Annotated in this window: 11 protein-coding genes; 6 read left to right on the top strand and 5 right to left on the bottom strand. The window is 72.9% G+C overall.

From position 1 onward, the window contains the following. The 3 genes from G6W55_RS32460 to G6W55_RS39495 form a co-directional block, all read left to right on the top strand. Nucleotides 1–1172, top strand: a 1172-nt coding sequence (locus tag G6W55_RS32460) for a glutamate synthase-related protein (protein ID WP_254876531.1), incomplete at its 5' end; no start/stop codon positions are given. Then, nucleotides 1165–2625 carry a glutamate synthase subunit beta gene (locus G6W55_RS32455; protein WP_175524293.1) on the top strand — a complete coding sequence of 487 codons (1461 nt, stop codon included), beginning with the start codon at nt 1165–1167 and terminating at the stop codon, nt 2623–2625. The genes G6W55_RS32460 and G6W55_RS32455, both read left to right, overlap by 8 nt. A gap of 173 nt (nt 2626–2798) precedes the next feature. Continuing rightward, nucleotides 2799–6467, top strand: coding sequence for a CHAT domain-containing protein (locus G6W55_RS39495; RefSeq protein ID WP_175524292.1), 3669 nt, complete (start codon nt 2799–2801; stop codon nt 6465–6467). A 17-nt stretch (nt 6468–6484) separates the two neighbouring features. Here the strand turns inward: G6W55_RS39495 and G6W55_RS32445 are convergent, their stop codons facing one another. Both G6W55_RS32445 and G6W55_RS32440 read right to left on the bottom strand, forming a co-directional pair. Further along, nucleotides 6485–7390, bottom strand: a complete 906-nt coding sequence (locus tag G6W55_RS32445; RefSeq protein ID WP_175524291.1) for a chitosanase — start codon at nt 7388–7390, stop codon at nt 6485–6487. After that, on the bottom strand, nt 7387–8313 hold the full coding sequence (locus tag G6W55_RS32440; protein ID WP_175524290.1) for a rhomboid family intramembrane serine protease: 927 nt from the start codon (nt 8311–8313) through the stop codon (nt 7387–7389). The genes G6W55_RS32445 and G6W55_RS32440 overlap by 4 nt, the downstream gene beginning before the upstream one ends. 88 nt (nt 8314–8401) lie before the next feature. Here G6W55_RS32440 and G6W55_RS32435 point away from each other — a divergent pair, with 88 nt between their 5' ends. Both G6W55_RS32435 and G6W55_RS32430 read left to right on the top strand, forming a co-directional pair. Beyond that, entirely contained in the window at nt 8402–9124 is a 723-nt protein-coding gene (locus G6W55_RS32435) for a VWA domain-containing protein (RefSeq protein WP_175524289.1), read from the top strand. Between the two features lie 84 nt (nt 9125–9208). Beyond that, nucleotides 9209–10882: a cytochrome bc complex cytochrome b subunit gene (locus tag G6W55_RS32430; RefSeq protein WP_175524288.1), complete on the top strand. Its 1674-nt coding sequence runs from the start codon at nt 9209–9211 to the stop codon at nt 10880–10882. Nucleotides 10883–10888: 6 nt separating this feature from the next. Here the strand turns inward: G6W55_RS32430 and G6W55_RS32425 are convergent, their stop codons facing one another. Next, a complete protein-coding gene (locus G6W55_RS32425) occupies nt 10889–11458 on the bottom strand; it encodes a TetR/AcrR family transcriptional regulator (RefSeq protein WP_175524287.1) in 570 nt (189 codons plus the stop codon). Between the two features lie 100 nt (nt 11459–11558). Between G6W55_RS32425 and G6W55_RS32420 the strand changes: the two genes are divergently transcribed. Continuing rightward, the gene (locus tag G6W55_RS32420) at nt 11559–12050 is read left to right on the top strand and encodes an FBP domain-containing protein (RefSeq protein ID WP_175524286.1); all 492 of its coding nucleotides are present in this window, start codon (nt 11559–11561) and stop codon (nt 12048–12050) included. On the opposite strand, the gene G6W55_RS32415 is transcribed toward G6W55_RS32420, so the two are convergent. Both G6W55_RS32415 and G6W55_RS32410 read right to left on the bottom strand, forming a co-directional pair. Continuing rightward, nucleotides 12040–13023: an acyl-CoA dehydrogenase family protein gene (locus G6W55_RS32415; RefSeq protein ID WP_175524285.1), complete on the bottom strand. Its 984-nt coding sequence runs from the start codon at nt 13021–13023 to the stop codon at nt 12040–12042. The genes G6W55_RS32420 and G6W55_RS32415 overlap by 11 nt on opposite strands. Beyond that, on the bottom strand, nt 13023–14162 hold the full coding sequence (locus tag G6W55_RS32410; RefSeq protein WP_175524284.1) for an acyl-CoA dehydrogenase family protein: 1140 nt from the start codon (nt 14160–14162) through the stop codon (nt 13023–13025). Before G6W55_RS32410 ends, G6W55_RS32415 begins: the two co-directional genes overlap by 1 nt. Nucleotides 14163–14191: the final 29 nt, after the last annotated feature.

The raw sequence follows: 14191 nt of genomic DNA, 5'->3' as shown, positions 1-14191 counted from the left end.
GCCACCTGGACACCTGCCCGGTCGGCATCGCCACCCAGAACCCGGTGCTGCGCGACCGCTTCGCCGGCAAGGCCGAATACGTCGTGAACTTCTTCAGGTTCATCGCGGAGGAGGTCCGTGAACTCCTCGCCGAGCTGGGCTTCCGCTCGATCGAGGAGGCCGTCGGCCACGCCGAGGTCCTCGACGTGGCGCGCGCCGTCGACCACTGGAAGGCCCAGGGCCTCGACCTGGCCCCGCTCTTCCACGTGCCCGAGCTGCCCGAGGGCGCGGTCCTGCACCACGCCGTCCCCCAGGACCACGGTCTGGAGAAGGCGCTCGACAACGAGCTGATCAAGCTCGCCGCCGACGCGCTGGCCGCCGACTCCCAGGCCGACGCCCAGCCGGTGCGCGCCCAGGTCAAGGTCCGCAACATCAACCGCACGGTCGGTACCATGCTCGGCCACGAGGTGACGAAGAAGTTCGGCGGCGCGGGCCTGCCCGACGACACCGTCGACATCACCTTCACGGGCTCCGCCGGCCAGTCCTTCGGCGCCTTCCTGCCGCGCGGTGTCACGCTGCGCCTGGAGGGCGACGCCAACGACTACGTCGGCAAGGGCCTCTCCGGCGGCCGCGTGATCGTCCGCCCCGACCGGGGCGCCGAGCACCTCGCCGAGTACTCCACCATCGCCGGCAACACCATCGCCTACGGCGCAACCGGCGGCGAGCTGTTCCTGCGCGGCCGCACCGGTGAGCGGTTCTGCGTGCGCAACTCCGGCGCGCTGGTGGTCTCCGAGGGCGTGGGCGACCACGGCTGCGAGTACATGACCGGCGGTCACGCGGTCGTCCTCGGCGAGACGGGCCGCAACTTCGCGGCCGGCATGTCCGGCGGTGTCGCCTACGTCATCGACCTCGACCGCGACAACGTCAACGCCGGCAACCTGAGCGCCGTCGAGACGCTGGACGACGCCGACAAGCGGTGGCTGCACGACGTGGTGCGCCGCCACGCCGAGGAGACCGGCTCCACGGTCGCCGAGAAGCTGCTCGCGGACTGGGACGCGTCCGCCGACCGCTTCAGCAAGATCATCCCCAGCACGTACAAGGCAGTGCTCGCCGCCAAGGACGCCGCCGAGCGAGCGGGACTCTCCGAGTCCGAGATCACCGAGAAGATGATGGAGGCGGCGACCCATGGCTGACCCGAAGGGCTTTCTGAACCACGGCCGCGAGGTCGCCACGTCCCGCCCCGTCGACGTCCGCCTCAAGGACTGGAACGAGGTCTACGTCCCCGGCTCGCTGCTGCCGATCATCGGCAAGCAGGCCAGCCGCTGCATGGACTGCGGCATCCCGTTCTGTCACAACGGCTGTCCGCTCGGGAACCTCATCCCCGAGTGGAACGACTACGCCTACCGCGAGAACTGGGGCGCCGCCTCCGAGCGGCTGCACGCCACCAACAACTTCCCGGAGTTCACCGGCCGGCTGTGCCCCGCCCCCTGCGAGTCGGCGTGCGTGCTGGGCATCAACCAGCCCGCCGTCACCATCAAGAACGTCGAGGTCTCGATCATCGACAAGGCGTGGGACGCGGGCACCGTCGCCCCGCAGATCCCCGAGCGCCTGTCCGGCAAGACCGTCGCCGTGATCGGCTCGGGCCCGGCCGGCCTGGCCGCCGCCCAGCAGCTCACCCGGGCCGGCCACACCGTCGCCGTCTACGAGCGCGCCGACCGCGTCGGGGGCCTGCTGCGGTACGGCATCCCCGAGTTCAAGATGGAGAAGCGGCACATCAACCGCCGTATCGAGCAGATGCGCGCGGAGGGCACCCGCTTCCGCACCGGTATCGAGATCGGCCGCGACCTCAAGGCGACCGACCTCAAGAAGCGCTACGACGCCGTCGTCATCGCCGCCGGCGCCACCACCGCCCGTGACCTCCCGGTCCCCGGACGGGAGCTGAAGGGCGTCTACCAGGCGATGGAGTACCTGCCCCTGGCGAACAAGGTGCAGGAGGGCGACTACGTGACGTCCCCCGTCTCCGCCGAGGGCAAGCACGTCGTCGTCATCGGCGGCGGCGACACCGGCGCCGACTGCGTGGGCACCGCCCACCGCCAGGGCGCGGCCTCCGTCACCCAGTTGGAGATCATGCCCCGCCCGGGCGAGGAGCGCGCCCCGCACCAGCCGTGGCCGACCTTCCCGATGCTCTACAAGGTGACCTCCGCGCACGAGGAGGGCGGCGAGCGGGTCTACTCCGTCTCCACCACCCACTTCGAGGGCGACGAGGACGGCAACGTCCAGTGGCTGCACCTGACCGAGGTCGAGTTCGTCGAGGGCAGGCTGACCCCGAAGCCGGGCACGGAGCGCAAGATCCCCGCCCAGCTCGTCACCCTCGCCATGGGCTTCACCGGCACCGACCGGGAGAACGGCCTGGTCGAGCAGTTCGGCCTGGACCTCGACGAGCGCGGCAACATCGCCCGTGACGCCGACTTCCAGACCAATGTGCCGGGCGTCTTCGTCGCCGGTGACGCGGGCCGCGGCCAGTCGCTCATCGTCTGGGCGATCGCGGAGGGCCGCTCGGCCGCCCGCGGCTGCGACCGCTTCCTCACCGGCGCCAGCGACCTCCCGGCCCCGATCCGCCCGACGGACCGCTCCCTGACCGTCTGACCGACGGCCCCCGAGAAACGTCCCGTACAAAGGCGTACGGAACACAGACGGCGCCTGCCCCAGTCCCCGACCGGACCTGGGGGCAGGCGCCGCCGCCTTTGTCAAAGACGCCTGCGGCGCGGGCCGTTCGTGCTTGGCTGGCCGTCGGCCACGGGCAGGGGATGGAGGGCGACGTGGACTGGGAAGCGGTCGGTGCCGGGGGATGGCCCGACAACACGGCCTTCGCGGCACTGCCGGCCGGCCGACGTGCCGAGGTCGTCGAATCCGCCCTGGACTGGGCCTCGTCCCGCGTGGAGTCGGCACCGGCCGCGGCCCGACGGGTGGCCGAGACCGCCCTGCACCTCCTGGACAGCCACGGACTGGACGAACCGCTCCTGCGCGCCCGGTCGGGCCTGCTCGCCGGGGTCGTGGCGGCACGGACCGGCGACAGCGACGAGGCCGTGCTGCACTTCGAGGAGATCCTGCACGCCCCACCTGCCCCGGGAACCGAGTGGGTCCGGCTCGCCGCCCTGGTCAACTGCGGTGGGGAACTCTCCGACTCCGATCCGGAGCGTGCCTTCGCCCTGCTGGACGAGGCGTTCGGCGAAGCCCTGTCGTCGGGCGCGGCCCAGGTGGCGGCCAATGTCGCCGTCACGCTCGGCAGCCTGCACCGCCGCGAGGGGCGGTCGGAGAAGGCCCGTCAGGTCTACGAGACCGGTCTGCGCGGCCTCGCCGACGAGGCCGGGGCCGAGCCCGGAACGCCGGACGGCATGTCCGTCCTGGCCTGTCTGCACGGCAACCTCGGCAACCTCCTCACCGACGACCTGGAGCGGCACCGCGAGGCGGCCCGGCACTTCACCCGGGCCGTGGCGTGTTTCCAGGCCGCCGGGGACACCGAGAAGGCCGACCAGCGGTACTTCCATCTGGTCTGCGCGCACCTGGCGGCGGGTGATTTCGACCAGGCGCTGACCCTGTTCGTGCAGGGGCAGGGCCGCTCCGGGGGCGACGCCTTCCGCCAAGTGCTGGACGAGGGCCGGTGGACCCGGGCCCCCGCCGGGCAACTCCCCGCCTGGGAGGCCGCTTTCACCGCGACGCTGGAGAAGAAGGACACGGCGGTCACCGCCGAGGGCCGGGCCCTGCTCCTCGCCGCCCGTGTCCACATCCGCGCCCGGCTGGACGATCCCGTCGCGGCCCTCGCCCTCCTGCGCGACGGTGACTTCACCGCGCTGCCGGACGGTGTGCTGCGCCGGCTCTTCCAGACGACGGTGATCGAGCTGGCGCAGTCCTCCGGCTGCGGAGGTGCCCAATGGGCCCTCTCCTGGCTGCACGACACGACCGACCTCGTCGACTGGGTCGGCGTCAAGGCCGCGTTCCTCGCCGAACGGGCCACCGCCGTGCTGCTGGAGCGGGCCCGGGACGCGGCGGCCCGCACACCCGCCGCGCCGGAACTCCCCGTGCCGCCGGGCGTGGGCGCGGCACCCGAGGACGTCCCCGCCTGGCTCGGTCCCGTCGAGCCCGGGGTGCGCGCACACTACCGCCGGCTGCGCCGCTGTCATCCCTCCCGAGAGGAGTTGGAGAAGGAGATCCACGCGTCCTTCGGCCTGGGCCGGACCGCGACGGAGAGCGAGGCGCGCTCCTCGCAGATGCGGCTGCGGACCGCGCTGCGCGCCGCCGACCTGCTGGGCCACCCCTGGTGGACCGTCAGATGCCGGACCAACCTGGCGATCGTGGTGAGTGTGCAGGGAGGGAGCACTCCGGAGGCCCGGCTGCGGGAGGCGCGGATCCTCCTCGACGAGGCCCGCGAACTGGCCGACGGCCTCCCCAGGGAACGGCAGCGGGTGAGCCTCACACTCGCGACCGTGCTGAAGGAGAACAGCGCCTGGAACGAGAGCGCGCTGATCGAGGAGGCGATCACGGTGGGCCGCGAGGCGATGGACCTGGCGGAGCGCCACGGCTTCCGGGACACGCTTCCCGACGCGGCCCTGACGCTGGGCAACGCCCTGTCGGAGTACACCGAAGCCGGTGCCGGGCAACTCCACGAGGCGCGCCGGGTTCTGGAGAGAGGGCTGGAGGTGATCACCGAGGCATCGGACCGGGGCGACGAGCAGTGGAGAGCGCGGGAAGCCTCTCTGCTCAACTCGCTGGGCAAGGCCCTTGTCACCCTGGCCCGGCGGGAGCGGCGGCCGGAGCGGGCCACCGAGGCGGCCGGGTGCTTCCGCCGAGCCCTCACGATCCGGGAACGGCTCGACGACCGGCGGCGCGAGCTGCTCACGGCCACCAATCTCCTGGGGACCGTCATCGGCTACGCGAAGCGCCCCCTCGGCGAGGCGCCGGCCGCCGAGGTCCGTGCCCTGGTCGACCGCGTTCGCCTGCTCGCCCCGCAGGTCGACGGCCCCGCGCTGGTGGGCGGCGCGCTCACCAACGCGGCGACCGCACTCGACGTCCTGGGCCTCGGCGAACAGGCCCTGCGCACCTCGCTGGAGGCCGTCGACATCCTCAGGGGCGCGGGGCAGCCACGCTGGCTGACGGACAGCCTGTTCAACGCGGCCGAGCGGTACGTCGGCCGTGAAGACCTGGCGGCCGCTCTGGAACTCCTGGACGAGGCCCTGGACGAGCTGGAGGCACTGCGCGTCGGACAGGCCCCCGCCCGGTACAAGGCCGAGGTGACGCGCGGCTCCCTGGAGATCCGCAGGCTGCACGCCACCGTGCTGCGCCGCCTCGGCAGAAGCCCGGAGGAACGCTGGTGGGCGTCCGACCGGCACACCGGCCGCGCCCTGACCGCGGCCCGCACGACCGCACCGCCGCCGCGCGCGGACCTGCTGCGCGCACTCGGCGCGCGCCTGCCCCATGACGTCCTGCTCCTCCACATCCACGTCGACGACACCCTCCACCTGGCCTGCTTCGTCCTGCGCAACGGCCCCGACGGCGTCCGTGTCGAGGACGGCGCCCGGCGGATCCCGCTGGCCGAGGTCGCCCGCGCCACCGGGGGATCCGCGAGCGCCACCGAGATCCGGCTGCACCGGCTCACCTCCGACACCCCGGACACCTTCCGCGCCCTGCTCACCTGGCTCGGCGCGCGCTTCCTCGGGCCCGTCCTCGACGCCACGGACTCCCGCGGCCTCACCCGGATCGCCGTCACCGCCGCGGACCTGAACTGGGTGCCCTGGCACGCCGTTCCGCTGCCCGCCACCGGCATCCCCCTGGGCCGGACCTGGGAGGTGCTCCAGATCCCGAACGCCGAGTTCCTCGCGCGAGCGCTGCGCTCGGCCGACCTGCCGCTGCGCAAGGCCGCCTTCGTCGCCTGCGACCCGAGCCGCACCCTGCGCCGGCACATCGATGAGTGCCGCCGCGGTTTCGCCGCGCTGTCCGGGCCGGAGCGTCTCGTCCTGACGGACTCCTCCCGGCCGGTGACCAGGGACGCCGTGACCCGGCTCCTCGCCGAGGCGGACCTCTTCCACTTCGCGGGACACAGCGTCCTGGACGCCGACCGTCCCGACCGCTCCGGGCTGGTCCTCTCCGACGGGCTGTTCACGCTGTCGCACCTGGAACGGGCCTGCGCGGGCGGGCGGGCCCCGTCCGTCGTCTTCCTCTCGTCCTGCGAGTCGGCCGCCGCGGATCCCCGGCTCGCCGACGCGCCCACCCTGGCGACGGCGTTCCTGGGCGCCGGGGGCCGGGTTGCGATCGGCGCCCTGTGGGAGGTCCCCGACAGCGTCGCGGCCCGCATGGCCCGCTCGTTCTACGAGAACCTCCCCGGCCGCACCCCCGTCGAGGCCCTGAGCGCAGCCCGCACCCGCCTCCCCGAGAACCACTGGCCGGCCTTCACCCTCCACGGCTGGTCGACGGGACGCCCACCACCGGCCTGAGCCCGCCCGCGCGGCGCTCAGGGCACCCGGTACGTCTCCCCGTACATCTGCCAGCGCAGCGGTGTGCTCAGGTCGAGGTTGCCGTCGTCCAGGAACCGTCGCTGGGCCGTGTCGACGCGGCTGGTGTCGGTGCCGGGGTTCTTCTCCCGCATGGCCGCGCGGCGGACGTCGAGGAAGGCGTCCAGGTACGTCGTCTCGGAGCCGCCCCGGGCGGGGGAGTCCGCCTTGTGCAGGGCACGCTCGCGCAGGACGTAGAAGCCGTCGGCGTCGATGCCGGGGCCGTGGAAGACCATCGCGTCGAAGTAGACGAACTGGCCCAGCGTGCCGAGGCCGTCGAGCTTGGCGAGGCGGACCGCCGGTTCGAAGTAGGCGCGGTCGCGCTCGGCGAGCTGGGCCCGCCGGAAGGCCGGCTGTTCGGCCTCCGCCCTCCAGGCGGCCGTGAAGCCGGGGTCGAGGCCCTCGTGCGAGTCGGTGCCGTCGACCGCGCGCAGGGCGGGCAGATACCGGGCGAGCCCGTTGTCCGGGTGGTCGGCGGTGTAGCGCTCGACCAGGGTGAGCAGGTCGTTCGTACCGGTGCAGAAGCCGATGACGCCCGCCGTGTAGCCCTGCCCGTCGCCGAGGTCCTCGATCCGGCCGAAGGTGTCGCGCCAGTCCAGGGTCGAGTTCTCGGCACTGGACACCAACTGCTGGGCCAGCGTCTTCTTCGCCGGTGCGGCCAGACCGGGCGGCAGGCTCGCGATCAGCTTGTCGTCGGCCGCCCGCTCCTGCTCGGCGCGGCTCTTGGCCTCCGCGCGGGGGTGCTGCGTGGTGGTGACGGAGGCCCCGGCCGGGCCGACGGCGGAGTCGGTGGGGCCGAGGAAGCAGGCGGTCGCGCCGAGGACGACGGGGACGACCGTGCACAGCAGGATGCGGGTACGTCTCACTGGGCCACGCCTCCACCGGTCAGCTCGGACACCTTGGCGAACGCGACCGCCGCCAGCAGCACCAGCATGCTCGCACAGGCCGCCGCCTGGATCAGGGCCTGCCGCGGTCCGCGCGGGGCGTACGCGTAGGCCAGGGATATCGCCCCGCCGGTGAGGAGGCCGCCCAGGTGGCCCTGCCAGGAGGTGAAGGCCGCGGAGATCACGAGCCAGAGGACGAGGCCCGCCATGAAGCGGTTGACGGTGTTCATGTCGTCGCCGAGGCGGCGGGCGAGGACGTAGTAGGCGGCGCCGACTCCGAAGATCGCGCCGGACGCGCCGACCGTGGGGGCGGTGGGCGCGATCAGCAGGACCAGCACCGAGCCGCCGAGCGCGGAGAGCAGATAGAGGGCGAGGTAGCGGACCCGGCCGAGGCGGTACTCCACGAGCCGGCCGAGGTTCCACAGCGACACCATGTTCATCACGATGTGCAGGATCCCGAACGTGCCCTCGGTGGCCGGCAGATGGAGGAACGCGCCGGTCAGCAGGCGGTACCACTCGCCGTCCACCACACCCGTGGGCTGGTAGCCGTCCGGGTGGGCCGCGTCCCAGACGTACAGGCCGCCGTCCGGCCCGGTGAGCGCCGCGCCGAGCATCTGGAAGCGGTCGACCAGCGCCGGGCGTATCAGCTCGCCCAGGTAGGCGAGGACGTTCAGCGCGATGAGGACGTAGGTCACCACCGGCACCGTCGAGACCCGGCCGCCGACGACGGTCCGGGGCCGGCGGACCGACCGCGCGCCCTCGCGCACGCACTCGGGGCACTGATGGCCGACGGCCGCCTCGCGCATGCAGTCCGGGCAGATGAACCGCTCGCAGCGGGTGCAGCTCACATACGACTCCACCTTGGGATGGCGGTAGCAGGTGGTGACGGCGGACTCGGGTTCCACGGCCGGTTCCTCGGGCTTTCTCGGCGAGGGCGAAACATGCGCGAGCGAACAAAATAGCGAACGCCGTCGATATGGGAAGGTGGGGGCCATGGTCGCGATCAGTCTCAGCAAGGTCCAGGAGACCGCACCCGCGCTGGTCGGTCACTACCAGCACGCCGGGGTCTCCCTCACGAAGCACGGGCTCGACGGTCAGCGGGCCGCCGTCTACCTGGTGGTCGACTACTCGGGGTCGATGAAGCCGTACTACCAGGACGGCAGTGTGCAGGCGCTCGCCGACCGGGTGCTGGGGCTGTCCGCGCACCTCGACGACGACGGCCGGGTGCCGGTGGTCTTCTTCTCCACCGACGTCGACGCCGTCACGGACATCGCGCTCGCCGACCACCGGGGCAAGGTGGAGCGGATCGTGGCCGGGCTCGGGCACATGGGGAAGACCAGCTACCACCTGGCGATGGACGCGGTCATCGACCACTACCTCGACAGCGGTGCGCGGGAACCGGCGCTCGTCGTCTTCCAGACCGACGGCGGCCCGATCAACAAGCTCGCCGCCGAACGCTATCTGTGCAAGGCGTCACGGCTGCCGCTGTTCTGGCAGTTCGTCGGCTTCGGCGACCGCGGCAGCAAGCAGTTCGACTTCCTGCGCAGGCTCGACGACCTGCCCGTGCCGGCCAAGCGGGCCGTCGACAACGCCGGTTTCTTCCACGCCGGTTCCGACCCCCGCAAGGTGTCGGACGCCGAGCTGTACGACCGGCTGGTGGGCGAGTTCCCCACGTGGCTGGTGGCGGCCCGGGCGGCCGGGATCGTCCGGCCGTAGCACGCCTCCCACCGCCGTACGCCCCATTGGCCCCGCCGGGCCGCCGTGCCACCCTGGGACGATCCGACGGGGAGGCGGCGGCGTATGGAAGACGGCGCGCGACCGGGGCACGAGGGACGGCACCAGGGCCGGGGCGCGGAGCCCGCGCGGGGCGAGCGGATCGCCGACTGGGCCGACGGCCGGCTCGGCCTGTACGGGCTGGCCCGCGCGAACCTGCGCAAGGTGTTCCCCGACCACTGGTCCTTCATGCTGGGCGAGGTCTGCCTCTACAGCTTCCTCGTCCTGATCCTCACCGGCGTCTATCTGACCCTGTTCTTCGAGCCCAGCAGCGCCGAGGTCGTCTACGACGGCTCGTACGTCCCGCTCAACGGCATCCCGATGACCAAGGCGTACGAGTCGACGCTCGACATCAGCTTCGACGTGCGCGGCGGCCTGCTGATCCGGCAGATCCACCACTGGGCCGCGCTGGTCTTCGTCACCGGCATGCTGGTGCACATGATGCGGGTGTTCTTCACCGGCGCCTTCCGCAAGCCGCGCGAGGTCAACTGGCTGTTCGGCTGGACCCTGTTGATGCTGGGCATCCTCACCGGTCTGACCGGCTACTCGCTCCCGGACGACCTGCTGTCCGGCACCGGGATCCGGTTCGCCGACGGGGCGATCCTGTCGATCCCGGTCGTCGGCACATATCTGTCGTTCTTCCTGTTCGGCGGGGAGTTCCCGGGCCACGACATCATCTCGCGGCTGTACCCGATCCATGTCCTGCTGCTGCCCGGCATCATGCTGGCGCTGGTGGTGGCCCATCTGATCCTGGTGTTCTTCCACAAGCACACCCAGTACCCGGGCCCGGGACGCGACCAGAAGTCGGTGACCGGCATGCCGTTCATGCCGGTCTACATGGCGAAGGCCGGCGGGTTCTTCTTCCTGGTCTTCGGCGTGCTGACCCTGATGGCCGGGATCGCCACCATCAACCCGGTGTGGGCCTTCGGCCCCTACCGGCCCGACCTGGTGACCACCGGCGCGCAGCCCGACTGGTACCTCGGGTTCTCCGAGGGGCTGATCCGGGTGATGCCGGGCTGGGAGATCAGCGCCTTCGGGCACACCCTGATCCCGGGCGTCCTCATCCCCTTCTCCCTCTTCCCGCTGATCCTGCTCGCCCTCGGGCTGTATCCGTTCGTCGAGGCGTGGATCACCGGGGACAAGCGGGAGCACCACGTCCTGGACCGGCCGCGGAACGTGCCGGTGCGCACCGGGCTGGGCGTGGCCTGGCTGACGCTGTACGGGGTGCTGCTGATCGGCGGCGGCAACGACATCGTCGCCACCCATCTGCATCTGTCCATCAACGCCATCACCTGGTTCGTGCGCGTCGCCGTGTTCGTGGCGCCGGTCGTCGCCTTCATGGTGACCAAGCGGATCTGTCTGGGACTGCAACTCCGGGACCGGGACAAGGTGCTGCACGGCCGGGAGACCGGCACGATCAAACGGCTGCCGCACGGGGAGTACGTCGAGGTCCACGAACCCCTGGACGCGGAGCAGTTGTTCACCCTCACCCAGCACGAGCAGCCGCCGCCCTACGAGATCGGCCCCCGCGTCGACGCCAACGGCGTGCGCAGACCGGTCACCGTCTCGCAGCGGGTGCGGGCGCGGCTGGCGCGGGCCATGTTCGGGCCGGGCACCCGGATCCCGAAGCCGACCCCGCGGGAGTACCGCGAACTCACCGGCGGGCACCACGGGTCCGGTCCCGGGCACGGCGGTCACTGAGCGGCGTCAGGCGGCCGGCCAGTTGCGCAGCAGCGCGTCGAGGGCGTCGAGGATCCGGCTCCAGGACTCGTCGGAGTCCGGGGCGCTGTGGTCGAAGCCGCCGCCCAGCTCCAGGCCGACATAGCCGGAGAAGACGCTGCCGAGCAGCCGGACGGCGTGGGTGCTGTCGGGCTCGTCCAGGTCGTAGCCGCGCAGCAGCGCCCGGGTCATCCGGGCGTGCCGGACGCCCGCGCTCGCGGCCGCCGTCTCGGGGTCCAGGCGGATCTGGGCGGCGGCGTAGCGGCCGGGGTGGTCGCGGGCGTAGTCGCGGTAGACGTTCCCCAGTGCGGTCAGGGCGTCCTTGCCGGACCGCCCGGCCAGCGCGTCGGCGGCCCGGTCGGCCATCTCCTCCAGGGCGAGCAGGGCGATCCTGGTCCTGAGGTCCTGGGAGTTGCGCACATGGGAGTACAGGCTCGCCACCTTGACGTCGAAGCGCCGGGCCAGCGCCGAGACGGTCACCTCGTCGAAGCCCGCCTCGTCGGCCAGCTCCGCGCCCGCCCGCACCAGGCGTTCCGTGGTCAGTCCGACGCGCGCCATGTGATCCACCCTCTCCTCGACCTCTCCTCGTCCTGAAGCCATTCGGCCTGAAGCGATTATGCGTTTGCCTAAAAGGTTTAGGCAAATTAGCCTCGCTGTTATGAAGCCCGTGACCGAACCAGAGATCCGCGCCGCCTTCGTGAACTGCACCAAGGGCGAGGCCAAGCGGCTGTCCGTGCCCCGCGACCTGGCCGAGCGGCCCTGGGAGCACCTGGACTACCTCGGCTGGCGCGACCCCCAGGCCCCCGACCGGGCCTACCTCGCCGTCGAGCTGGAGGGCCGTCTGACGGCGCTCGCCCTGCGGGCCGGCACGGGCGCCGTCGGACAGGCGCGGCGCAGCATGTGCTCGATGTGCCTGACCACGCACTCCGGCGGGGTCGCGCTGATGGTCGCGCCCAGGGCGGGCCGGGCCGGACAGCAGGGCAACTCGGTGGGCGCCTACCTCTGCGCCGACCTCGCCTGCTCGCTGTACGTGCGCGGACTGCGCGACGCGGGCGTGGGCGCCCGGCTGCACGAGACGATCGGCCTGGAGGAGAAGATCCGGCGGACCGTGACCAACCTGGCCGCCTTCGTCGCCAAGGTCACCGGCTGACCGGCCGGGCACGGGCCGCGAGCACGGCCGCCCGGCACTCGTCCGGCGTGCCCCACGCCGTGCGCAGGGCGCGGGCCTTGGTCAGCCACAGCGACAGGTCGTACTCCGCCGTGTACCCGATCGCGCCGTGCGCCTGGAGCGCGGTGCGCGCCGCCCCGTACGCCGCCTCGCAGGCGCTCGCCTTCGCCGCCGCCACGTCCGCCGGGTCCATCGTCACGGCGGCGCCCAGCACCAGCGGCCGGGCGAACTCCAGCGCGATCCGGGTGTCCGCCAGCCGGTGCTTCACCGCCTGGAACGACCCCACCGGCACCCCGAACTGCGTACGCCGCCCGACGTACGCCACCGTCCGCTCCAGCAGCGCCAGTCCGACGCCGAGGGCCTGCGCGGCCGTGGCGAGCCGGGCGATCAGCAGGGCCTCCGGCGCGGGCGGACCGACGGAGAGCAGCTCACCGCCCGCCGTGAGCCGGGCCAGCCGCCGCGCCGGGTCCAGGGAGGGCCGTACGCCGTCGTACCCGGGGGCGAGCCGCAGACCGGCGGGCGTCACGGACAGCCGTACGTCCGCCGCGTCACCGTCCAGTGCGAACGCCCCCTCCTCGTCCGGCGCGCCCTCGTAGGCCACCGTGGCCATCGACGCGCCCGACGCCAGCGCGGGCAGCAGCCGTTTCGCCGGGCCCGGTTCGCGGAGCAGGGCCGCCGCCGTCACCGTCTCCACCAGCGGCCCCGGCACCGCGTGCCGGCCCAGCTCGACGAAGGCCACGGCGAGGTCCACAGGACGCGGCCCCAGACCCTCGTACGCCTCCGGCACCGCCAGCGCGAACACCCCGGCGCCGGCGAGCCGGGCCCACAGCGCGCGCCCGCGCGCGTGCGCGCCGCGGCCCCACTCCCGGGCCGTCCCCGGGGTGTCGGCGGCCGTCAGCATCGCGTCCAGGGAGGCGGCGAACGCCCGCTGCTCCGGGTCGAGGAGAAAGCGCATCAGCGGCGTCCCTTCGGCAGGCCGAGCAGCCGCTCGGCGACGATGTCGCGCTGGATCTCGTTCGTCCCCGCGTAGATCGGACCGGCCAGCGCGAACACGTACCGCCGCGCCCACGCGGTGTCCGCCGCCTCGCCCCGCGCGCCCAGCAGGTCGAGCGCCGTCTCGTGCAGCGCGATGTCCAGCTCGGACCAGAACACCTTGTTCATGCTCGACTCCGGGCCGAGCCGCTCGCCCGCGCGCGTGCGGGCCGCCGCCGCGTAGGTGAACAACTGGTAGGCGCGGGCGCCGATCAGGGCGTCGGCCACCCGCCCCGCCGTCTCCGGCGGGGCGCCCCTGGCCAGCCACAGGGCGTGCAGCCGGTCGGCGGCGGCCAGGAAGCGGCCGGGGGAGCGCAGGGTGAGCCCGCGTTCGTCGGCGGCCGTGGACATCGCGATCCGCCAGCCCTCGCCCGGTTCCCCGATGACGTCCTCGTCCGGCACGAACACCTCGTCCAGGAAGAGTTCGGCGAACGCCGGCTCGCCGTCCAGACGGCCGACCGGACGGACCGTGACCCCCGGGGCGCGCAGGCCGAACATGACGTACAGGAGCCCCTGATGGGGTTTCGGGGCCGTCGGATCGCAGCGGAACAGGCCGAAGGCGCGGTCGGCGAACGCCGCGCGCGAGGACCAGGTCTTCTGCCCGCTCAGCAGCCAGCCGCCGGCCGTGCGCACCGCGCGCGAGCGCAGCGACGCCAGATCGGAGCCGGCCTCGGGCTCCGACCACGCCTGCGCCCAGACCACCTCGCCCGTCGCCATCGGCGGCAGCACCCGCGCGCGCTGCTCCTCCGTGCCGTGCGCGAGCAGGGTGGGTGCGAGCAGACCGATGCCGTTCTGGCCGACGCGGCCGGGCGCGTCCGCCGCCCAGTACTCCTCCTCGAAGAGCAGCCAGCGCACCGGACCCGCGTCCCGGCCGCCGTAGCGCGCGGGCCAGTTCACCACCGACCAGCGGTCCGCGGCCAGTTCGGCCTCCCACGCGCGGTGCGCGGCGAACCCCTCCGCCGTCTCCAGGGACGGCAGCGCGGTGCGCGGCACATGCGCGGCGAGCCAGCCGCGGGCCTCCTCGCGGAACGCCTCCTCTTCCCGGGTGAGGGCGAGATCCATGGGCTGCCGTCCTTCCCTAACAAGTGTTT

The sequence above is a fragment of the Streptomyces sp. CAI-85 genome (assembly GCF_013363615.1).
GTDB classification, from domain to species: domain Bacteria; phylum Actinomycetota; class Actinomycetes; order Streptomycetales; family Streptomycetaceae; genus Streptomyces; species Streptomyces antibioticus_B.
Note: the sequence above shows the minus strand (reverse complement) of the source record. Positions and strands in the feature narration are given on the sequence as shown.

Coding starts and splice junctions, on each gene's coding strand:
- G6W55_RS32455 (WP_175524293.1), top strand. CDS start 1,165: ATGGCTGACCCGAAGGGCTTTCTGAACCACGGCCGCGAGGTCGCCACG.
- G6W55_RS32435 (WP_175524289.1), top strand. CDS start 8,402: ATGGTCGCGATCAGTCTCAGCAAGGTCCAGGAGACCGCACCCGCGCTG.
- G6W55_RS32410 (WP_175524284.1), bottom strand. CDS start 14,162: ATGGATCTCGCCCTCACCCGGGAAGAGGAGGCGTTCCGCGAGGAGGCC.
- G6W55_RS32430 (WP_175524288.1), top strand. CDS start 9,209: ATGGAAGACGGCGCGCGACCGGGGCACGAGGGACGGCACCAGGGCCGG.
- G6W55_RS32425 (WP_175524287.1), bottom strand. CDS start 11,458: ATGGCGCGCGTCGGACTGACCACGGAACGCCTGGTGCGGGCGGGCGCG.
- G6W55_RS32420 (WP_175524286.1), top strand. CDS start 11,559: ATGAAGCCCGTGACCGAACCAGAGATCCGCGCCGCCTTCGTGAACTGC.
- G6W55_RS32415 (WP_175524285.1), bottom strand. CDS start 13,023: ATGCGCTTTCTCCTCGACCCGGAGCAGCGGGCGTTCGCCGCCTCCCTG.